Below are 20,696 nucleotides of genomic sequence, written 5' to 3' on the forward strand. Positions count from 1 at the left end.
TCATTCGGTCAATGGACGCTATAGTAACTGCGATTTCTTTTGGAGAATTTAGAGCGTCATTTGTTATACAAATACTATTTTTCTTATCAGATCGGGAAAGTCGATAAAAGGATTTCGGTTTCCTTGAATCTCGTAAATCGCTAGATTTCTATGTCTTTCATAGTCGGTCACAGGAAATTGCTCATGCCACCGAAATAACAACGGAATATTTATTGCTTTTCTATGTCTTTTTAAAATATTTTTAGGATAACGTAATAAAAAATATAGAGTGGCACGGGCTACAGTTCCTTTTCCAGATTCCGGTTCAAAGCGACCTATTCCATAGGATCCACAGTGATTACGAATTATTTTCTTGTCTTCATTTAATTTAAATTCGTAATATGGAAAGTTTGATCGGATACTATTACATTGCGGTTCACAAGCAAATAAATTATGTAAGTCTCCTTTCATTGGCTCTTTAGCTCTAAACCAGGATTGGGGCACGACGTGCTCAGCATTAAATTTATGATGGTTTGAAATTACTTGAACCTTCTTTTTAATATCCTTAGGAGAGTCATTTTTGCTAATAATAAGTTTTCGATAACTTTCAAACCTTTTCTGAATGGTTGCGAATTCGTCTTCAATAACTTGATGAGGATTTTTCTGTTTTCCGGAATAGATGCTTATTAGTTGTCCGTTTGGCTGAAGATCTACCCATGTATACAGATACTGATCTTTACTCACATAGTATGGATATTTAAATTTATGAGTTTTTTCAACTAAACTTTGTAACAGTATGAGTAACTGTTTAGATGTCGCGGTGTTAAAAGAGATATTACAGTAATAATGTTCTTTCCATGAATTATCTTGTTTTTCATCATAGTACAATTCGTGGTTTGTTTTTATTTTATCTTGATTTCGCATTAATTCCGCAATCAGAAATTCCGGATCACAGTTCTCCATACATTCTAATTCTTTCAATTGCCTTTGAATTATTTTACTTTCACCCATCACGTCCATCCTTTCTTGTCCTTTCTTAACTAAAATAAACTAATTGGTAGTTAAAAAAATAGCATTATACACAAGCTTCCACATAATGGTCAAATACCCTCTATAAATGTTTCTTCGTATCCCCATTCTCAAACATTCATTTTGTTTGTATATAAAACATACCCTTATAAGGTATATATTTTAAGTTTAAAGGGACGGGGATAAATGGAAAACTATTTATATTTTGTATTTGGGTCACTAGCTTTGTTAACAATTATAGTAATTATTTTAGCTCTAATCTGGAAAAAAAAGTTTCAAACAATGCAAGGAATGATTATTTCTATGTTTTTTGCGATGAATGTGGGATTGACTGCAGGTGTTCTATTAGGTGTAACGTATCAAGGAAACCTATTCCTTACAACGATTCTTTCGATGGCTATTGGCGTATTTGCAGGATCAATATGCGGATTATGTTTTGGAATTCTTTCGGTATTAGAAGGGTTTATGGCTGGAATAATGGGTGGTATGATGGGGGCAATGGTAGGAGAAATGATTGATGCGGAACAATCGAATAGTTTGATACAGATTTTTTTACTTCTATCATTTAGTACAATTTTTATTATTGCTATTTTAATAACCCCTCATAATTCAAAAGTACAAAATAAAAAGTGGCTATTAAAACCTTTTCTACTTTCGGGTATCATTGCTGTGTATCTAATCGGAGGGAGTTCATTAGCTGGAGATTTAGGCCTTCAAACAAAGCCTGAATTATCAAGTGATGCTTCAACAACAGTTAAGTCAACTGAAAATCTCTCTATACAAAAGGTTGCTATAGAAACAGGTGAAATGAGGTATTCAAAAAATAAAATTATTATGGAGAAAGACAAACCGGTGTCACTCACCCTTAAAAATCTAGATAATATCGAACATGACATTGAAATAGAAATGCCTTTCAAAAATATGACTAACGAATTCAAGCATAAACATGAAATGAAAAAAAATGCGATACATCTACATGCGACTCCAAATAGTATGGTAAAATTGACATTTACTCCAACTGAGACTGGAGTTTATGAATATGTTTGTACTGTTCCGGGCCACAAGGAATTTGGTATGGTTGGTAAACTGATTGTAAACTAAATGTTAGGGTATAATTTATGGGGAAATACCTAGAAAATCGCATATTTCACCCTAAATCAACCATTAAAAATTACATATTATCAACATATAAGAAATCGTCTAAATACTTTTAGGCGATTTTTTTCTTTTTTAGGTAGTTTCATGTTGCAGAATAGCAGATAGCTTGTAGTTAAAGCAGTTCGTTGGAAAAATCTCCTTAAAATCTCCTTAAATTAGTTACCAGAATGTAACGTAACCGTAAAGCAGTTATAATATTTTTTATGCTAAAGTTAAACAGAATTAGACAATAGAAAAAATGTCGAAAGCAGACATAAAAAAAACAGTGGGGTGGAAAATGAAGAATCGTGTTATCCAAGTACTAATGGCTGTGTTTCTTATTAGTTCAATACCATTTCTAACAGAGAGTAAAGCTAGTGCGGCAACGACAAATGAGATTGCATCCTATGCTGAAAAGTTTTATGGAACACCGTATAAGTTCGGTGGGACAACCCCGGCCGGTTTTGACTGTTCGGGTTATATCAGGTATGTATTTGATAATTTTGACATTAACCTACCAAGAACATCAGCGGATCAATTTAGAGTGGGAACTTCAGTAAATAAAGACAATTTGCAACCTGGTGATCTTGTGTTTTTTGCAAATACATATAAAAAAGGTATTTCGCATACAGGGATTTATATAGGGAATAATGAGTTCATTTCAGCTAAGAGTCGCGGTGTTCTAAAAGCCAATCTTAAGACGGATTCTTATTGGGCTCCTAAATATGCGGGAGCCAAACGTATATCAAACGTCAAAATTGCTTCTAAAAATTAAAGTATCTTGTTTTTGAAGCAATCTCCGCATTAATAGAAATTTTGGTTCATCCTTCTAAGATGAATCAACGTGTTAGACATGAAAATCAAATTCCCCGTGGAAGCAAATCTTACAGAGTCGCTGTAGTATAATTACAATTACGTACAAACATTTTTTGCAAATTATTGGCGTGCATCTTTTATAAAAGATGCACGCCAATTTATCGTTTCTAGCAGTAGAAGAAGCGGACGCAGCAATATTTACTGCAGTTTCGTACAAGTAATTTCTTGAATTAAACTAGGCATCCTTCTTAATTTAATAGATGGTTGCCCATTTTACATTGAGCGAAATAGAAACAAATTTATTAAATGGAATTGACTACCAAATAATGCTTGCCCTTGTAACAAAGGAATGATAATATAGGGGTACGGGGTATATATTATCGTGCGAGGAGCTATATATATGAATAGGAGAAACAGGCTTGTGATATTATCTGGATTGATTGTAGCTATTGGTATTACGGTAGTGGCCTCCTTAAATGGAACATCGAAAGTAGTTTCGGAAAATATTACTGAACTGCATGTAGTTGATACGAAGACGCTTATGAAAAAGATCAACAGTAAAGAAGATATGGTTATTGTCGATTTAAGGGAACCGGAATTATTTTCACAGAGTAGGGTACCCGGCTCGATAAACATCCCATTTGAGGAGATACCGTCGAGATATACTGAACTGCCTAATGATAAGAATGTTGTATTTGTTTGTCATACAGGACGAATGGGAATGGAAAGCGGGAATCTCTTGTTAGAAAACGGTTACAAGCAAGTTTATAATCTCGATGGTGGTATTGCTAAATGGACAGGAAAGTTGGAAAAATAATTACGAGGAGGGGTAGTCATGCAGGAATCAACAAGAAAAACGGTCCAGCCCAATAAACAACAACTTCTTAACCGCTTGAAACGTATTGAAGGGCAAGTGAGGGGAATTCATCAAATGATAGAGAATGACCGTTACTGTGTTGATATTTTACATCAAATCAGCGCCATTCAATCAGCAATGAATAAAGTTTCTTTGGCCTTGCTGGAAGATCACACGCACCACTGTGTAGCGAATGCGATTAAAGGGCAAGACGGTGAAAATGCCATTAAGGAATTGATGGATGTCATGAAAACAATGACGAAATAAAGAGCTGAAAAAAACTTTTTATTTATCCCTTGACATACCATACAGGGGTATAGTAAATTAAAAGCAATAAATGACTAGGAGGTCGTCAAAATGAAAGACACATTGAAAGTACAAGGAATGTCATGTAACCATTGCGTCAATTCAATCGAGGAAAGCGTTGGGAATCTTACAGGTGTTTCTTCCGTAAAGGTGGATCTTGGCAGGGGGGAAGTTTCTGTAGAGTTTGACAACCAGAAAACAACATTGGATCAGATTAAAAAAACGATTGAAGAGCAAGGGTATGACATTGCCTGATTCCGTGCATTATGTGTTAGAGTGTTTAGGAAATAAATAATCTTCCGTTTATACCACGTGGGGGTAGAAGGCGGAAGTTAAGATCGTACCTTCAGGTATGATCTTTAATTTCCAAATAAATATACCCCCACTGTGTATAGGAGGGATGCTAAATGGCAATTCAAGAACAAACGTTGCAAATTGATGGAATGACTTGTGCAGCATGTGCCAACCGAATTGAAAAAGGGCTTTCCAAAATTGAAGGTGTTGAACGAGCAACTGTCAACTTTGCATTGGAAAGTTCAACAATCGTCTATGACCCGGATAAAACGAATGTCAATGAGTTTAAAGAAAGAGTTGAAAAGCTCGGCTATCATGTCGTTCAAGAAAAAGCTACTTTTGATATTTCGGGTATGACATGTGCAGCATGTGCGACGAAGATTGAGAAAAGAATCAGTAAGATGGATGGAGTAGCGACCGCAAATGTCAACTTTGCGTTAGAAACGATTGCAGTCGAATATGACAGTAATCAAGTTAAAACTTCTGACATGATCACAGCTGTTAAGAAAATGGGCTATGATTTGATTCCACAGCAAGATGGTAAAGACAAGATGGATCACAAAGAACAGGAAATTAGTAAACAGCAGAGAAGGTTCATTTTTTCGTCCATTTTGACACTACCACTGTTATGGTCGATGGTTGCGCATTTTGAATTTTTATCGTTCATCTATTTGCCCGATATTCTGATGAACCCATGGGTACAGCTGGCGCTTGCAACACCAGTTCAATTCATCATTGGTGGTCCATTTTATAGAAGTGCTTTTAATGCTTTAAGAAATAAAAGTGCCAATATGGATGTATTGGTAGCACTTGGTACGAGCGCGGCTTACTTCTACAGTTTGTATTTATCATTCGAATGGATGAATGCAGAAAGCGTTGGACATCCGGAGCTCTATTATGAAGCCGCCGCTGTCATTATCACTTTAATCGTGCTTGGTAAGTTATTTGAGGTTCGTGCAAAAGGAAAAACGAGTCAGGCCATTCAAAAACTGCTTGGCCTACAAGCGAAAACTGCGCGGGTACTGAAAGACGGCGTTGAGCAAGAAGTTCTCATCGAGGAAGTCGTGGCAGGGGATATAATCTTAGTCAAGCCGGGTGAAAAGATTCCGGTAGACGGAGAAATTTTGGAAGGACGTTCTGCAATTGATGAGTCAATGATTACGGGGGAAAGTATTCCGATTGATAAAATTGCCGGTGACGCAGTAATCGGGGCAACAATCAATAAAAATGGTTCATTACAAATCAAAGCAACTAAAGTAGGAAAAGATACAGCGTTAGCACAAATTGTAAAAGTGGTTGAAGAGGCACAAGGATCAAAAGCGGATATTCAGCGTTTGGCAGACCGAATTTCCGGAGTTTTCGTACCGGTTGTTGTCGTTATTGCGATTGCCACTTTCTTCATTTGGTATTTTGCAGTGACACCGGATGATTTCCGTTCGGCGCTTATTCCGACCATCTCGATTTTGGTCATTGCTTGCCCATGTGCACTTGGCTTGGCAACACCGACTTCGATTATGGCAGGTTCGGGTAGAGCTGCTGAAATGGGTCTTCTCTTTAAAGGCGGAGAGCATTTGGAGAACACGCAGTCCATCAATACTATAGTCTTGGATAAAACGGGAACCGTTACAAAAGGCGAACCTGCTTTAACAGATATCTTGGTGGCTGAAGGCTTTAATGAAGAGGAAGTTCTCCAATTGATTGGTACGGCTGAAAACCAATCCGAACATCCTTTGGCACAAGCAATCGTTAAAGGTGTAAAGGAGAAAGGTTTATCACTTCTTGAGGCGACTGACTTTGAAGCTTTACCAGGATTTGGGATTCGGGCTGAAGTAAATGGTAGGGAAGTGTTGGTTGGAACAAGAAAATTGATGAGAGAGCATAACATTGCAACTTTGGATTCAGAAGCATCGATGGAGGAGCTGGAAAGCGAAGGGAAAACGGCGATGCTTATAGCTGTTGATACTAAACTTGCTGGTGTTGTCGCAGTAGCCGATACCGTAAAAGATACTTCAAAAGAAGCGATTGCCAGAATGCAGGAGTTAGGTCTGGAAGTCATTATGCTAACGGGTGACAATCAACGTACTGCAGAGGCCATTGCGCGTCAAGTAGGCCTGACTAACGTAATTGCAGAAGTGCTGCCGGAACAGAAAAGTGAAGAGATTAAAAAACTTCAGGAACAAGGCAAGAAAGTAGCGATGGTCGGAGACGGTATCAATGATGCGCCAGCACTTGCTATGGCAAATGTCGGAATGGCGGTTGGTACCGGAACGGATATCGCCATAGAAGCAGCTGATATCACATTAATGCGGGGAGATTTAAACAGTGTTGCAGATGCGATTATCATGAGCCGAAAAACAATGCGGAATATTAAGGAGAACTTATTTTTCGCATTTATTTATAATACGATCGGGATACCGATTGCAGCAATCGGCTTATTAGCGCCTTGGGTAGCGGGTGCAGCGATGGCATTCAGTTCGGTATCTGTGGTGTTGAATGCTTTGCGTCTACAAAAAGTGAATGTAAAGCATTAACAAAACAAAAATATCCAAAAAAGCCCATACCAACTCCTTTTTTAGAGTTGGTATGGGCTTTTTGAAGCGTATTTATAAAGAATACTTCAAGGCATCTCAATATTACCTTGATTATCATCTTAAACCACTTGTCGTTCCTTTCGTCTTCTAACCGATTGCGTTCACGTTCTGTTCATGAAAAGATGCTACTATAAGACGTAAAGGGGGCCGAGGAATGAACAAACAAATTAAAATTCTCGTTATTGAAGATGATCCTTACATTTGTGATTTGATCATTTTATACGCGGAAAAAGGCGGGTATAAAGTTAGTATTGCAAACGATGGAATGACAGGGTTAGAAATGTATCATGATAGCCCCCCTGATCTAGTCATTCTGGATATTATGATGCCTGAAATGGACGGCTGGGAAGTTTGCAAGGAAATAAGGAGATATGATAAAACCCCCATCATCATGTTGACCGGGAAAGGCGAAAGTTACGACAAGCTAAAAGGTTTCGATCTAGGGACAGATGATTACTTGGTGAAACCTTTTGATCCGAACGAATTAATGGCACGGATCAAAGCGGTACTGCGGCGAGCCAACCCGACATTACATACAAATGAGATTATTGAACTTCCTTTGTTGGAGATTAATCTTCAACAATACAAGGTAATCTATGATGAAAAAGAAATCGGTTTGGCACCTAAAGAAATGGAGTTGCTTCATATTCTTGCAATATATACAAATCAAGTATTCACTCGTCAGCAATTGTTGGAACAAATATGGGGTTTGGATTTTGAGGGGGATCCGAGAACAGTAGATGTGCATATTAAAAGGATTCGAGACAAATTGGGAGATCCTAACCCATATTGGAGAGTGAAAACCATAAGAGGAGTTGGATATAAATTTGAGGTGGACAACCAGTGATTCGAATAAAAAGTATTTTTTTGAAGCTGTTTATCACTCATATCGTTATATTAATTTTGTCACATCTCGTTTTTGCTATCGCTTCATATTTGTTATTTAAGAACAACCTGACTGAATTGCACTTAAATCTTGAAGGTTTTAACCAATTGAAATACTTGTTTATACCATCTTCTATTATTTCGATAACCATTACAGGTTTATTTACATTTTACCTTACCAAAAGAATTACCGCTCCACTTCGGGAAATAAATCGGGTTGCCCTTCTTGTCGCTAGGGGACAATTTCATCAGAGAGTCAACATCAAGACACGTGACGAGCTTGGGCAATTGGGCGAGACGTTCAATTATATGACGCATGAGTTGGCCAGCTTGGATCAGATGAGAAAGGATTTTATCGCCAATGTTTCCCATGATTTACGCTCCCCTCTTACTTCGATTCAGGGGTTTGCTCGGGCATTTCTGGATGATAAAATCCCCAATGATAAAAAACGTCATTATTTTACCGTCATGAAAGAACAAACTGAGCGAATGATTAAGCTGGTAAATGATCTTCTGGACATGTCTCAAATCGAATCGGGGCAGTTGGAAATTCGCCCGGAACTCTTTAATTTGTCAGAGCTGGTTCGCCAAGTCATGGCTCGTATGGATACTGAGTTTGTAAATAAAAAACTGAACGTGGAATTGATATCTGGGGAAGTACAAGACATCTACGTATTTGCTGATCATGATCGGATAGATCAAGTAATCGTTAATTTGATTCAAAATGCAGTACAATTTTCCACCTATGATAGTACCATCGAAGTGTTTTTGAAGAGAGAAGAACAAGCGGTGGTTTCGATTCGAGATTATGGACCGGGAATCAGTCAAGAAGACATTCAATCTATTTGGGAAAGATTTTATAAAGCGGATATAGCCCGAACTAAAAAGGCGGGTACGGGGCTTGGCTTATCCATTGTTAAGCATATATTAGCTCTTCATCAAACCGACATTCAAGTGGAAAGTGAAGTAGGCATAGGAACAACCTTCACTTTTACGCTCCCATTAACCCTGAACAAATCTAATAACATGAAATAGGGTAATTCTCCGTTCATCATCCGTTCATAAAACATTGCTATACTAATTTGGCACCAGGAGACCAAGAATACTTGGGAGGGACATGTAAATGAAAAAAATATTATCACGACGTGCAACAGAGGAGGATACACATATTTTTGACCGCGATTCGACCACCAGTACACCACGATGGGTGAAAGTGTCTGGGATTGTCACAATAGTTCTAGTTTTACTGGTTGTCATCATCATGTTTGTCAGCGGTGGTAAACACGGCCCAGGTCGCCACATGCCATCTTCCATCGGCATAGAACAAGGTGTGAAAAAGCCATGACTATGACATCAGGCCTCCGAAAGTTCGCACTTACTGCGCATATCACTTCTTCGGTGGGCTGGATCGGCGCGGTCGTTGGATTCCTAACACTTGTCGTTGCCGCTCTCTCAAGTCAAGATGTTCGGACGGTGCATGCTGTATGGATAGCAATGGAACTGATAGGATGGTTTGCCATCGTTCCCTTGGCCCTCACCTCGCTACTAACCGGGCTGGTGATGTCTCTAGGCACCAAGTGGGGCTTGTTTAAACATTATTGGGTCCTTTTTAAACTCCTGCTAACCATTCTAGCCATCGCTGTCTTGTTACTCAACATGCAGACTGTGAGCTTCCTAGCAGGTGTAGCGAAAAAAACGGGAAATGCCGAACTCGACGGGTTGTGGAGTGAACTCCTTCACGCTGGGGGTGGCCTACTAGTGTTGCTTGTAATCACAATATTGTCTGTGTACAAACCGAGAGGTACTACCCCGTACGGGCAGCGAAAACAACACAGATGACATAAAATTAATTTAACATAAAGTGGTAGAAATTTATATTATAGTATTTTTGTAAGTAGACAATCTTCTTTAGAGAACGGCCGCATTTGCTGTAGAAATGCGGCTTTATTTGACCTGAAATTCCCCAGCAGAAATCAGACTTTGTGTCTTTAAATTGGATAAATACCAACCTCTCCCATTTAGGATTCCTATGAAGTATGCAAAATCTCTGCATTTATTATGACAATTTTCTTCATATATATCCTCCATTATTTGCATAATTTTTTCATATTTTCTTGTTACACTAAAAAAGAAATAATTTTAGAAGAGAGGGGAATGTATAGATGGGAACAAAGATAAAGGTAGCTGCAATTGCAATTAGTATATTAGTTATCAGCGGTTGCAGTAGTAATAATTCTAAGCCTGACGAGGCAATAGATAATTCAACAATGGGTGGAGTTATGGAACAAATGGATCATTCCAATATGATGTCTGACATGATGGAGGGTCATATGAGTCATGATCAGGTGGTAAGTTTAAATGACTCAACAGGTGAAAATGAATTAAAAATTCCTCCCGTACTTGAACGCGATGATGAGGAAGGAGTGGTCTACACTGTCCGAGCGCAAAAAGGAAAAACTGAAATATTCGATGGTACTGAATCGGTAACGTATGGATACAATGGATCGTTTTTAGGGCCGTTGCTTCGTTTCGAAAAAGGAGAAACAGTTAAAATTAGAACAATAAATGAATTGGATGAGGAAACAACATTTCATTGGCATGGGCTGGAAGTGGCTGGAGATATAGATGGAGGACCTCACGATGCTCTTAAACCGGGAGAGGAAAAAGTGATTGAATTCAAAGTGGCTCAAGAGGCGTCAACTTTATGGTTCCATCCCCATCCTGAAGGCAAAACTGCTGAACAGGTTTATAATGGACTTGCCGGATTATTTTATATTGATGATGAAAATTCGAAAAGTCTTGGACTACCAGATGATTATGGCAAGAATGACATTCCTTTGATTTTTCAAGATCGAACATTTGATGAACAGAAACAATTGAATTATAACGCTGCAATGAATGTTGATGGCACAATTGGTAATACGTTATTGATAAATGGGACTCTGAATCCTAAATTGACTGTAAATAAAGAGAAAGTCCGTCTACGTTTATTAAATGGATCGAATGCAAGGAACTTTACATTTAAATTGAATACAGGAGATTCCTTTGTTCAAACCGCAACGGACGGTGGTTTCTTGAATAAACCGGTGACATTAAAAGAAGTTACACTGACGCCTTCTGAGAGAGCAGAAATTATTGTTGACTTTTCACAGCTCAATACAGATAATGACCTGGCGTTAATAAATGAGGATGGGTCAGTTCTTTTACCATTTGAGGTTTCTGATCAAAGCGGATCGATTAGCAGGATTCCAGGAGAGATGAATGACTTTTCAATGACAGAAGAAGAATTAGACTTGCCAGTCACAAAGAAAGTGGAACTCTTTGGGATGATGGACATGGTAACGATAAATGGAAAGAAGTTTGATCCGGAAAGAATTGACTTTACACAACAGCAAGGGGTCACTGAAGTATGGGAAATTTACAATAAACCGGACATGATGGGTGGAATGATTCATCCATTCCACATTCACGGAACGCAATTTAAAATACTTTCCAGAGACGGTGAAGAACCACCGGAAAATGAACGTGGATGGAAGGACAGTTTCTCCATAAAACCTGATGAGAGAGTAAAAATAGCTATACAATTTAAGCATAAAGGAGTGTATATGTTCCATTGTCATATTCTTGAACATGAGGACAATGGCATGATGGGACAAATAAAGGTAGAATAATAAAGAATGCGTGAAAGTCCGTAATTAGCCAGTGTTGATTAGATTACACTGGCTTTTTTAAAATATGTATTAAATTTAACTCTATTCTGCTAACTAAAGGTGAATCACATAATGTTTCCAACAGAACATAAAGAAAAAAATAAAATTAAAAAGAAAAAAGCTTTACTATTGATCTTACTTTATATAGCATCTATTCTTTTTATTGTTTGGTTGCTAGTAGTCTTATTACTAACAGTTTTTTTTCCGCGAGATAAAATGAAAGAAAACTCTTTATCAGAGAAACTATCTTCTATATCCAATTACAAAATGGATCCGTTAAAGGATTTGTCAGGTCTCCCGAATCCGTCAGGTAAAATTATTGATTCTCCAGATGATGAAGCATTCAATGGGATCAATGAGCCGGATATTCCTTTAGAACATGTAGATAGGGATGAATACGGGCCTGCTATGAAAGATATATTAAAAGATAGGAGCTTTGATAAAGATAGGTTCGATGCGCTATTTGAAAATATGAAGTCGCCTATAATTCCGAAAGATTCTTGGCATTCTACTTTTGGTAAGGATGTTATTTATATTTATCATACTCATAGTAGAGAATCTTTTTTACCATACTTTAGAAACACGGATAAACCGGAGGATGCATACCATTCGAAAGCGAATATTACGTTGGTCGGTGAAATGCTTGGACGGGCACTTGAGAGGAGAGGGGTAGGAACAAATGTGGATTCTACCGATATTGTACAAGAGTTAAATTTAAAAGGGTTAGACTATACCTATTCATATAAGGTATCGGGGGAACTGGTTCGGTCTGCACGTAAAGAAAACAAAGATCTGGAAATTTTCTTGGATATACATCGAGATTCATTGCGTAAAAATTCTACCACTAAAGTTATAAATGGAGATAGTTTTGCTCGTCTGTTATTTGTTGTGGGTACGGGACATGAAAACTATGAAAAGAATCTTTCATTTACGGACGGCTTGGACAAACTTCTTTCTTCTGAGTATCCCGGTTTGTCTAAAGGGATTCTCAAAAAAGATGGCAGTCAAGGCAATGGAGTCTATAATCAAGATATTTCCCCAAACTCCGTTATAGTAGAAATAGGCGGTGTCGATAATACAGTCGAAGAGCTCCATCGGACTACCGAAGCTTTAGCAGAAGTGTTAAGCGATTATTATTGGCACAGAGAAAATTAATCAAGTAGTTAATGTAGGCATATTTATCAAAGTAAAAAATTAATATAGGATGGTTAAATAAGGATTTTTTAAGGAGTTCTTTCTTTTACGTTTTAAACCGGCTTTTAAGGGCAAAATACTACCGAAAACAAATTGGTAGGAGGTTATTTCATGAACTCAAAGTTCGAAGAATGCCTTAAAGCTTGTTTAGAATGTCTGGAGGCATGCAACACATGTTTTGATGCGTGTCTAAAAGAGGAAGATGTTAAGATGATGGCCGAGTGCATTCGATTGGATCGAGAATGCGCGGATATATGTGCTTTTACAGCGCAAGCAATCTCGCGCAATAGCCCATTTACTAAACAGATATTGGAGCTTTGCGCAGATATTTGTGAACGCTGTGCAGAGGAGTGCGTTAAACATGAACATGATCATTGTCAACGATGTGCTGAGGTTTGTCGAAAGTGTGCTGAGACATGCCGTCAAATGATTGCTTAAATAGAGACATACGCATCAATAGAGCTGTTGAGGAGATTTAATATCTTCTAATAGCTCTTTTTCTTTACCGGGGGAATGATGGTAGTGTGAAACGAAGAAATGATTTCATATGTTCAATAAAAGAATTGAGAGGTGTTAATGAATGAAAAAGTAATTAATAATTTTATCTTTCGTAATAATGATCGTGATTAGTGGATGTGGTAAAAATAACAGCAACGAAAAAATTTCAGGTAACAACAATGAATCCAATAATGAAAAAATGGTCATGGAGCATTCTGGCTCAAGTGAGGTCCCTGCAACCTTGAAAGTGGCGGAAAACCCAACGTTTAAGGTTGGAAGCAAGGCAATTATTGAAGCAGACCATATGAAAGGGATGAAAGATGCTGAAGCAACTATCGTAGGTGCTTATGATACCGTGGCCTATTCTGTTTCGTATACACCGACAACAGGAGGAAAGCGAGTGATAAATCATAAATGGGTTACGGAAAGTGAACTTTCCGCTAAATAATGATTTAAAGAAGTAAAAAAAATTTATGCAGCTTATTCAATTACCGGAATGCTTACCTGAATATTTGCTTATATATTACTGCTTTTTAGAGGAATCGGTTATTTGAAAAAAAAGAGGTGTCCATGAAAGTCAGCTTTCAATGACTAATAGGACAGTCCCTCTTTGTGTTTTAACCAGACATCGGGGTATCAGTTGGTTCTGCGTAGCCTTCTTTGTAAGTGTCATCAATAAATTGACGTATCTCTTTCACCGATTTGCCTTCTTGCTTAAGGTGGACGGATCGGACTGCGGTTTCTGGCAAACAAGGCACCGAGTACCAAGGTCTTCACAGACGACGGACCCGTCTTCCTGGTTATCGATTGAAAGTCACCGACAAGTACTAACTAAAATGATTTTTATATATTTGCGATAGGCAAACGGTTTTGTTAGTCTGTATGTATATTCTTCAAATGATTGAGTCACTGTTCCACCCACTGGTGACAGCCGCTACACTTTTTGCATTTGCGAAAAGAGACTCGGCACAAATTTGTTAGCCTTCATACCTTCAATTAATAAGAAGGAAGTTAGGCAGACAGTTCGTCAATAATTTGCTATTAGACAGTATACCATATGTTGTTTATCAATAATGCGAGATATATTTTAAAAGTCGATTGAGTCCTTATGGATGCAATCGGCTTTTTTGATTTACTAGCTAGTCGGATGAAAGGGGAGGGTATGTCGGCAGGCTGGAATATGAAAAATATATAGGGGTTATTTCAAAACGCAATATATTTGGCTGATAGCTAAGTTGAAGCTTTTTCTGTTTCTTAAAAAATAACTAGACAGGAAGGAAGTTGATAGCATGTCAATCAATCTTGATAACATGACAGCTGTTCAAAATGAAAACCAGGAGGGAATACTTGGTCACCTAATGTGGTACAGCATTGGGAAACAGCTCGTCAGAACTGAGGAGCTAAAGAACAAACTTATTCAGTCCGGTTTGGAAGAAGCATGGATGCCAAATGCCATTCGTCCTGCTGATGCTTTCCGTCGGGCGACAAAAGCGATTGAAACCCGAAAGGCGACTGCTAATTCAGTGATATTTGAAAACTATCTGATTCGGGAAGTGTTTGCAGATAAGGACTATGTACAGCGAAACATCGTCGTGGAATCCGTGAATCAGGCAGGGAAAAGGCTGGATTACAATAGCAAGGCCGGCGTCATCACGTTGGATAAGAAGAATGAATCCATCACGTTCGTATCTGAAATCGAAACGGCTAAAGAGCTTTGTATGGAAGCGAAGCAGAAATTTAACGTTTTCAAAGATAATTATTCTGCCCAGCAATTAAGGGTAATGGTCAATAAAATTCTACAGTCGCTTGCACCGACACCTGTTAGACCAAATGGAGGTATATATTTTGTTCCTGATTCGCATACAGAAGGTTTGGCGAAGTTGGTAAAATTCACATCTTCACTTGAAAATAGCGAAGGGTTCAAAATACCAGTTGTCAATAATTTTGACAATCGAAATATGGTCAATAACAAACTGAATGAGCATTTGGAATCCATTTTAAAAGACTGTAAAACAAGTGGAAACCTGAGAAAAGGGCAAGTGAAAGAAATCATTGAAAATGCTAATTCTGTCATCTTGAACTATAAAAACTATAGAGGAATCGTTCAGGAAGAGTCGGTTCAACTCGAACAAAAGATTATGAAGATCCGTTCGGAAATCACACGAATGGTTACGGATCTATCGTAAATAGAGGTAGCATATTTTTCCACGCTCAGAGGCTAAATAGGATTTCAATGATAGGAAGCAGAATTGCATTGTAAATATTGCTCCCACTTTCTTTTAAAAGCAGATTTGAAGGGATGGTTTATAAATGACAAATAACAACTTTTTTAAATTAGAGGAAATTAAAAACGCTTTGAATGCCAAATTCTTTGAGCGTGAAAATGAGGTGGAGGCCATCTTGATAGCTTTGTTATCAAGGCAGCACATGTTGATGATTGGTCCAGCAGGTACTGCGAAATCTGCATTATCTGTTGAACTCGCTAAAATCGTTCAAGGTACTTCCTACTTCCAGTGGCTACTGACAAGGTTCAGTACACCGGAGGAGCTATTTGGTCCATTATCACTTAAGGACCTCGAAAAAGGTATATACAAGCGAAATACAGCTAGCAAGATGCCTGAAGCTAATCTGGTGTTCCTAGATGAAATCTTCAAGTCGAACAGTGCTATCTTGAACAGTCTGCTAACCCTTATCAATGAAAGGTTATTCTACAATAACGGTTCACCTGTACAAGTTCCTTTAATGTCTGTCATAGGCGCTTCAAATGAGTATCCCGAAGAGGGTGAAGGCTTGGAGGCGTTATTTGATCGATTCTTATTACGATTTGAAATCGACTATATAGCAGAAGAAACAAATTTTGTATCCATGATGAAAGGGACTGGACAACATCAGCCAATGCCATCAATGACAATTGAAGAATTGATTCAACTTCAGTTTTTCGCGGACATGGTAGCGATTCCCGATGAAGTTTACGAGACCCTTTCAAAAATACGTATGGAATTACGGGATGAAGGGATTCGGCCTTCGGATCGACGTTTCAAGCAATCGCTTAGCGTTCTACAAGCGAAGGCTTTGATTAACCAAAGGCAGGTTGTGAAGGTCGATGATATTGTCATTCTTGAAAATGCCCTTTGGGAAACGGTTGATCAAAAGGATACGGTATCTCTCATTGTTCGTAGTCATGCCCAAGACGTTGTGACTCGGACCATTGATTCAATACAGAACGAAGCAAATGAAATATTTAACTCTATGTTAAAGGAAAACTCGACAGATGCAGGGATGGAAGCTACCCAGAAAATGAAGGCATTAATCGCTGATTTAAATAAGCTTAAAAAACATAATGAAAGTAAAATTAAGGATATCGATCCAATACTCGATAAAGTGAAGTCTATGCAACAAAAAATCCTGGATAGTATTTTAGAGCCTATGGACTTTGAAAATCAAACTACAGGGATACCGTTTTAAAAAAATATATTCGAGAACCGAGATGTCGAGGGGATTTCCTTCGGCATTTCTTTTTCAATAAATGAAAGGGAGTGCTCTTCATGAGAAGATATACAATTCAAAATGAAAATCGTTCTGTATTAAATACAGACGCATTTGATAAAAGACGTTTCAAAGAAATTTATGAAATGTCACAAGGACTTCAGAAGATAAGTGATGAGGGGGAGTTACCAACGTTTGAACCACTACTTGGCGACATTTGGGCTTCCCTATATAAAATGAAACCAGAAATGATGGAAGAGAATGTTGCAGATGATCTTCAAGTCAACAAATCATTGATGGAAAAAATTATGACAGATGAATCCTTTGAAAACTATCGTAGCTTCACTCGTTTGGATGATTTATCGTCGGCCATCGGTACAGTGAAATTCGGAGAGAAAACGAATCAATGGCTGATTGAGCAAAAGGAACGGGATGAAGAGCTACAAAAGAAGATGCAGGAAGTCAAAGGTATGCAGAGGCAACTCCAAAAGCAAGAGCGGCAAGACTGGGTTGGAAATGGCAATGAGCAGTTGCAAGCTGATCTTAGAAAAGCAATGGCAGTCATGAATGGTCATATACAACAGACACTACAAAACAATAGCTACAGCTTTTCTGAAGCAATGGCACAAGCCAGGCAAGAAACAAAACAGGTGAAGGATGATCTGAAATCGTTACTTGTTGGTACCCGAACTGGCAGTGGGGATGCAGAACTTAAAAAGGTTCCTTTAAGAGACCAAATTTCTTTAGCAGAGAAAATTGCTTCTGATAAAAAAATGAAAGAAATCGCGGACTGGGCTGGTCGATTCAAACAGGTAGCATGTAAAAAGCAGAAAACTAAATATAATAATGCAATGGAAAGAAGTGGAGTCACAATAGGCAACGATATTGAACGGTTGCTGCCGATAGAGCTAGGATTGTACACGAATTCAACAACCAAGAACGACTTTCTCCGTCGGTTTGTAGAAGGTCAGACGATGATGTATGAACAGAAGGGGCAAGAGGTGTTAGGAAAAGGTCCAATTATACTTTGCTTGGACCAGTCGGGCAGTATGCGAAACCTTGATACTCAATCCAAAGGTTTCACTTTAGCCCTTATGTTAATTGCTAGAAGACAGAGAAGGGATTTTTGCTTGATCCTGTTCTCTAATCGTACACAAGTCTTTAAATATGAGAAAGGGAAAATTAAGGGCTCGGATATGATGAATCTGGCACAAACCTTCCTAAGTGGAGGAACAAATTTTTCTTTACCACTAAGTAAATCATTAAGCATGATTAACGAAAGTCGCTTTAAACAATCGGATGTTGTATTTGTTACAGACGGTGAGGACAGGATAAAAGATTCCTTTCTTGAAGAGTTCGATAAGAAGAAAAAAGAGAAAGCCTTTAATGTCCTATCCTTTATTATAGGTAATAGCACAAATACTGTGGAACAGTTTTCCGATAAAGTCGTCATGGTTAAAGATCTTGAAGACAAGGGAAGTTATGCTGCATTTGAAATATAAAGGGCTGCCTCAAAGTCAATTCCAACTTTGAGGCAGCTTTTTTAAAAATTATATAATTCACCAAAAAACCATTTGCAGTCCGTCTTGTAGACTTCATGATCAATCACAAAGCACCCGTATGCTCAACAAAGAGCACGCTTCGATTGTTCAAATTTTGTGGAGTGTGCATTTAAAAAGACTTAGCTTGGCGGTTTGCGGAAGAATCCCTAATAGAAATCAGGTACAGATGAAAAAGGTATAGATTTAATTGATGAAGGAGAGATTAACAAAGGAAACCTTAGCGGTGTAGGCAAGTCAAAAAATGGCTATGATGAGCTGTAAAAGGAAGGTATTCTGATACAGAGCGTCCTGAGTTTGAATAATTCCTCATTTATTGGAAATGCGAATAAAGTAATAATGTTAAACTAGGAGCGAAACAAATGGAAAAAACAGTATATCTGGTCAAGCATTGTCAAGCTACAGGACAACAGCCGGAGGCAGAACTGACTGAAGAGGGAAAAGAACAAGCTAAAGAATTGCACCGCTTTTTTGAGAAGCGGAATATTAAACACATTATTTCCAGCCCTTTTACGAGGGCGATACAATCCATCCAGCCAACAGCAGAAAGCCAAGGACTGCAGGTGGAAATTGATGGTCGGCTGGCTGAGCACAAGCTGATTTCAAAAAACCTAAAAGACTGGATAGAACGCCTCGAAGAATCCGTTCGGGACAGGGATTTGAAAATGGCGGGTGGAGAATCAAGCCGCGAAATAGCAAAAAGGGGAATGGAAGTGCTTGAATCAGCAACCGACGGCACCGTGCTGGTTACTCATCGTAATACGATGGCGCTTTTATTGATGCAAATTGATGGCATGCAGGGGCTCAAAGAATGGTCGGGGTTTTCTCGCCCGGATGTCTACGAAGTGAAAGTAAAAAAGGATACCTATTTTGTAAGGAGAATCTGGGACTGAAAAATTGTCAAAAAATAACCCCCTAAGATCGGAGGTGAAATGCGTTGCCAGTTACAAGAATTGATGGGATAGACCTGTATTATCACGTTCAAGGCAAAGGGATACCTATCGTGTTTATCCATCCTCCCTTACTCACAAGCATGAATTTTATCTACCAAGTGAATGAATTATCAAATCGCTTCAAAGTTATTGTCTTTGACATTCGTGGTCATGGAAACAGCTCTTTTTCAGAAAAAGCATTGACTTATCCATTAATTTCACATGATATCAAACAACTATTGGACCATTTAAAAGTAGATAAAGCTTTTATATGCGGCTACTCAACTGGAGGGACCATTGCTCTTGATTTTTTGCTGACATACCCCGAACGCTCTTTAGGAGGCATTCTTATAGGAGCCCTGTCAGAAGTAAAAGATCCATCATTAAAAAATAAAATTAGTTTAGGGGTAAAGCTAGCGGAATGGAAGGCATATAAAGCTCTTGCTTTATCCGTTTCCTTTACTAACTCCAATACTGGACAATTGTTTAAAGATTTATATATCAACGCAAAAAAAGGAAAAGCCCAAAATATTGAACAATATTATCGATACAGTTTGCACTATAACTGTACGGACCGTTTAGATCAAATTAAATTCCCTGTTTTGTTGCTGTATGGAGAAAAAAATAAGGCGTTTCATCGCTATGCCCAATTATTACACGAAAAGCTCCCTGTCAACGAGTGCATACTCATAGGAGACGTAAAACATCAGCTTCCAACAAAGGCGCCCGTGGCAGTGAACAATTTCATTAAGCAGTTTGTATCTACTCATGGAGCTCAGAACGGAAAAAATTGAATGGATGCTCCCTGTTTTTTAAGCATGGATATCCAGATGGTTCTTCTTCTTAACGTTTGCTCAATCAAGAAAATACCCTAATGTCAAATTGTGTATGCCAATAATTAAGGGAAGAGGTTGCTTTCCTTTCCCTTATTTTATTATTGTTGTTTATACTGGGGCTCTTCTTACTCTAGTCAGAATCCTATTAAAAAAGTCGGAAGATTCCTTCGTTTGACTGCGTCGATTGTATACATAACTGCCCAGTTAGTTAATAAAGAGGTTTTTAGTGGTACTTATAGAATATCTCGAATAAGGGGGGCGAGAGATGATGAAGAACTTAAAAACTGTAGATCAAGCAAAAAAAGAAATTGAGATTCTACAGGGATTTGTTGATTTAGTTGAATCCTTCCAACCTAAAACACTGGAAGAACAAATTATCAAGGAATACGCATACATAGGTAGTATTGAAAAGGTCGCAATAAAAGTAAATGAAATGGGTTATTCGAATGATGGTAAAGCATTTGAGAAAGAGGATATATCGAACATCATAAAAGGTAAACCTACCAACGACTGTAACCGTCAAGTAGTTTTGGACACTTTTTGCTCGTTAAATTTGGACACTTTCCGCTTAAAATAACGTCTCCCGAT

21 protein-coding genes are annotated in these 20,696 nt (G+C 38.2%); 19 read left to right on the plus strand and 2 right to left on the minus strand.

The genetic code is table 11. The features are described 5' to 3' along the window. Positions 1 to 63: 63 nt before the first annotated feature. On the minus strand, positions 64 to 990 hold the full coding sequence (locus AB1K83_RS16910) for an endonuclease I family protein (RefSeq protein ID WP_413059380.1): 927 nt from the start codon (positions 988 to 990) through the stop codon (positions 64 to 66). Positions 991 to 1,194: 204 nt separating this feature from the next. Between AB1K83_RS16910 and AB1K83_RS16915 the strand changes: the two genes are divergently transcribed. The 13 genes from AB1K83_RS16915 to AB1K83_RS16975 all read left to right on the plus strand — a co-directional run bounded on the left by AB1K83_RS16915 (position 1,195) and on the right by AB1K83_RS16975 (position 13,743). Next, on the plus strand, positions 1,195 to 2,109 hold the full coding sequence (locus AB1K83_RS16915; RefSeq protein ID WP_413059381.1) for a plastocyanin/azurin family copper-binding protein: 915 nt from the start codon (positions 1,195 to 1,197) through the stop codon (positions 2,107 to 2,109). A gap of 334 nt (positions 2,110 to 2,443) precedes the next feature. Beyond that, complete coding sequence (locus AB1K83_RS16920; RefSeq protein WP_413059382.1) at positions 2,444 to 2,920, plus strand: C40 family peptidase; 477 nt, start codon at positions 2,444 to 2,446, stop codon at positions 2,918 to 2,920. Between the two features lie 441 nt (positions 2,921 to 3,361). After that, positions 3,362 to 3,778: a rhodanese-like domain-containing protein gene (locus tag AB1K83_RS16925; RefSeq protein ID WP_413059383.1), complete on the plus strand. Its 417-nt coding sequence runs from the start codon at positions 3,362 to 3,364 to the stop codon at positions 3,776 to 3,778. Positions 3,779 to 3,796: 18 nt separating this feature from the next. After that, positions 3,797 to 4,084: a metal-sensitive transcriptional regulator gene (locus tag AB1K83_RS16930; protein ID WP_413059384.1), complete on the plus strand. Its 288-nt coding sequence runs from the start codon at positions 3,797 to 3,799 to the stop codon at positions 4,082 to 4,084. A gap of 90 nt (positions 4,085 to 4,174) precedes the next feature. Beyond that, positions 4,175 to 4,378, plus strand: a complete 204-nt coding sequence (copZ, locus tag AB1K83_RS16935; protein ID WP_413059385.1) for a copper chaperone CopZ — start codon at positions 4,175 to 4,177, stop codon at positions 4,376 to 4,378. Positions 4,379 to 4,530: 152 nt separating this feature from the next. Continuing rightward, positions 4,531 to 6,948, plus strand: coding sequence for a heavy metal translocating P-type ATPase (locus AB1K83_RS16940; RefSeq protein ID WP_413059386.1), 2,418 nt, complete (start codon positions 4,531 to 4,533; stop codon positions 6,946 to 6,948). Positions 6,949 to 7,162: 214 nt separating this feature from the next. Continuing rightward, positions 7,163 to 7,855: a response regulator transcription factor gene (locus AB1K83_RS16945; RefSeq protein WP_413059387.1), complete on the plus strand. Its 693-nt coding sequence runs from the start codon at positions 7,163 to 7,165 to the stop codon at positions 7,853 to 7,855. Further along, complete coding sequence (locus tag AB1K83_RS16950) at positions 7,852 to 8,928, plus strand: sensor histidine kinase (RefSeq protein ID WP_413059388.1); 1,077 nt, start codon at positions 7,852 to 7,854, stop codon at positions 8,926 to 8,928. The genes AB1K83_RS16945 and AB1K83_RS16950 overlap by 4 nt, the downstream gene beginning before the upstream one ends. Before the next feature lie 88 nt (positions 8,929 to 9,016). Then, positions 9,017 to 9,238: a hypothetical protein gene (locus tag AB1K83_RS16955; RefSeq protein WP_413059389.1), complete on the plus strand. Its 222-nt coding sequence runs from the start codon at positions 9,017 to 9,019 to the stop codon at positions 9,236 to 9,238. Between the two features lie 817 nt (positions 9,239 to 10,055). Beyond that, the gene (locus AB1K83_RS16960; protein WP_413059390.1) at positions 10,056 to 11,564 is read left to right on the plus strand and encodes a multicopper oxidase family protein; all 1,509 of its coding nucleotides are present in this window, start codon (positions 10,056 to 10,058) and stop codon (positions 11,562 to 11,564) included. Between the two features lie 111 nt (positions 11,565 to 11,675). After that, a complete protein-coding gene (locus tag AB1K83_RS16965; protein ID WP_413059391.1) occupies positions 11,676 to 12,758 on the plus strand; it encodes a stage II sporulation protein P in 1,083 nt (360 codons plus the stop codon). A gap of 150 nt (positions 12,759 to 12,908) precedes the next feature. Next, complete coding sequence (locus AB1K83_RS16970; protein ID WP_413059392.1) at positions 12,909 to 13,235, plus strand: four-helix bundle copper-binding protein; 327 nt, start codon at positions 12,909 to 12,911, stop codon at positions 13,233 to 13,235. A 178-nt stretch (positions 13,236 to 13,413) separates the two neighbouring features. Continuing rightward, positions 13,414 to 13,743 (plus strand): YdhK family protein, encoded by a 330-nt coding sequence (locus AB1K83_RS16975; RefSeq protein WP_413059393.1) that lies wholly within the window; start codon positions 13,414 to 13,416, stop codon positions 13,741 to 13,743. A gap of 169 nt (positions 13,744 to 13,912) precedes the next feature. Here AB1K83_RS16975 and AB1K83_RS16980 read toward each other — a convergent pair whose 3' ends face one another. Then, positions 13,913 to 14,053, minus strand: coding sequence for a PCYCGC motif-containing (lipo)protein (locus AB1K83_RS16980; protein WP_413059394.1), 141 nt, complete (start codon positions 14,051 to 14,053; stop codon positions 13,913 to 13,915). Positions 14,054 to 14,584: 531 nt separating this feature from the next. Here AB1K83_RS16980 and AB1K83_RS16985 point away from each other — a divergent pair. The 6 genes from AB1K83_RS16985 (at position 14,585) to AB1K83_RS17010 (ending at position 20,685) form a co-directional block, all read left to right on the plus strand. Then, positions 14,585 to 15,481: a DUF6744 family protein gene (locus tag AB1K83_RS16985; protein ID WP_413059395.1), complete on the plus strand. Its 897-nt coding sequence runs from the start codon at positions 14,585 to 14,587 to the stop codon at positions 15,479 to 15,481. Between the two features lie 124 nt (positions 15,482 to 15,605). Beyond that, positions 15,606 to 16,760 (plus strand): AAA family ATPase, encoded by a 1,155-nt coding sequence (locus tag AB1K83_RS16990; protein WP_413059396.1) that lies wholly within the window; start codon positions 15,606 to 15,608, stop codon positions 16,758 to 16,760. An 80-nt stretch (positions 16,761 to 16,840) separates the two neighbouring features. Next, positions 16,841 to 18,283, plus strand: coding sequence for a VWA domain-containing protein (locus AB1K83_RS16995; RefSeq protein ID WP_413059397.1), 1,443 nt, complete (start codon positions 16,841 to 16,843; stop codon positions 18,281 to 18,283). Between the two features lie 419 nt (positions 18,284 to 18,702). Next, positions 18,703 to 19,233: a histidine phosphatase family protein gene (locus AB1K83_RS17000; protein WP_413059398.1), complete on the plus strand. Its 531-nt coding sequence runs from the start codon at positions 18,703 to 18,705 to the stop codon at positions 19,231 to 19,233. Between the two features lie 44 nt (positions 19,234 to 19,277). Further along, on the plus strand, positions 19,278 to 20,066 hold the full coding sequence (locus AB1K83_RS17005; RefSeq protein ID WP_413059399.1) for an alpha/beta fold hydrolase: 789 nt from the start codon (positions 19,278 to 19,280) through the stop codon (positions 20,064 to 20,066). Between the two features lie 307 nt (positions 20,067 to 20,373). After that, the gene (locus AB1K83_RS17010; RefSeq protein WP_413059400.1) at positions 20,374 to 20,685 is read left to right on the plus strand and encodes a hypothetical protein; all 312 of its coding nucleotides are present in this window, start codon (positions 20,374 to 20,376) and stop codon (positions 20,683 to 20,685) included. Positions 20,686 to 20,696 lie beyond the last annotated feature (11 nt).

Origin of the sequence: Sporosarcina sp. 179-K 3D1 HS, assembly GCF_047228905.1 — a bacterium.
Taxonomy (GTDB): Bacteria; Bacillota; Bacilli; order Bacillales_A; family Planococcaceae; genus Sporosarcina.

Coding starts and splice junctions, on each gene's coding strand:
- AB1K83_RS16910 (WP_413059380.1), bottom strand. CDS start 990: ATGGGTGAAAGTAAAATAATTCAAAGGCAATTGAAAGAATTAGAATGT.
- AB1K83_RS16915 (WP_413059381.1), top strand. CDS start 1,195: ATGGAAAACTATTTATATTTTGTATTTGGGTCACTAGCTTTGTTAACA.
- AB1K83_RS16920 (WP_413059382.1), top strand. CDS start 2,444: ATGAAGAATCGTGTTATCCAAGTACTAATGGCTGTGTTTCTTATTAGT.
- AB1K83_RS16925 (WP_413059383.1), top strand. CDS start 3,362: ATGAATAGGAGAAACAGGCTTGTGATATTATCTGGATTGATTGTAGCT.
- AB1K83_RS16930 (WP_413059384.1), top strand. CDS start 3,797: ATGCAGGAATCAACAAGAAAAACGGTCCAGCCCAATAAACAACAACTT.
- copZ (WP_413059385.1), top strand. CDS start 4,175: ATGAAAGACACATTGAAAGTACAAGGAATGTCATGTAACCATTGCGTC.
- AB1K83_RS16940 (WP_413059386.1), top strand. CDS start 4,531: ATGGCAATTCAAGAACAAACGTTGCAAATTGATGGAATGACTTGTGCA.
- AB1K83_RS16945 (WP_413059387.1), top strand. CDS start 7,163: ATGAACAAACAAATTAAAATTCTCGTTATTGAAGATGATCCTTACATT.
- AB1K83_RS16955 (WP_413059389.1), top strand. CDS start 9,017: ATGAAAAAAATATTATCACGACGTGCAACAGAGGAGGATACACATATT.
- AB1K83_RS16960 (WP_413059390.1), top strand. CDS start 10,056: ATGGGAACAAAGATAAAGGTAGCTGCAATTGCAATTAGTATATTAGTT.
- AB1K83_RS16965 (WP_413059391.1), top strand. CDS start 11,676: ATGTTTCCAACAGAACATAAAGAAAAAAATAAAATTAAAAAGAAAAAA.
- AB1K83_RS16970 (WP_413059392.1), top strand. CDS start 12,909: ATGAACTCAAAGTTCGAAGAATGCCTTAAAGCTTGTTTAGAATGTCTG.
- AB1K83_RS16975 (WP_413059393.1), top strand. CDS start 13,414: ATGATCGTGATTAGTGGATGTGGTAAAAATAACAGCAACGAAAAAATT.
- AB1K83_RS16985 (WP_413059395.1), top strand. CDS start 14,585: ATGTCAATCAATCTTGATAACATGACAGCTGTTCAAAATGAAAACCAG.
- AB1K83_RS16990 (WP_413059396.1), top strand. CDS start 15,606: ATGACAAATAACAACTTTTTTAAATTAGAGGAAATTAAAAACGCTTTG.
- AB1K83_RS16995 (WP_413059397.1), top strand. CDS start 16,841: ATGAGAAGATATACAATTCAAAATGAAAATCGTTCTGTATTAAATACA.
- AB1K83_RS17000 (WP_413059398.1), top strand. CDS start 18,703: ATGGAAAAAACAGTATATCTGGTCAAGCATTGTCAAGCTACAGGACAA.
- AB1K83_RS17010 (WP_413059400.1), top strand. CDS start 20,374: ATGATGAAGAACTTAAAAACTGTAGATCAAGCAAAAAAAGAAATTGAG.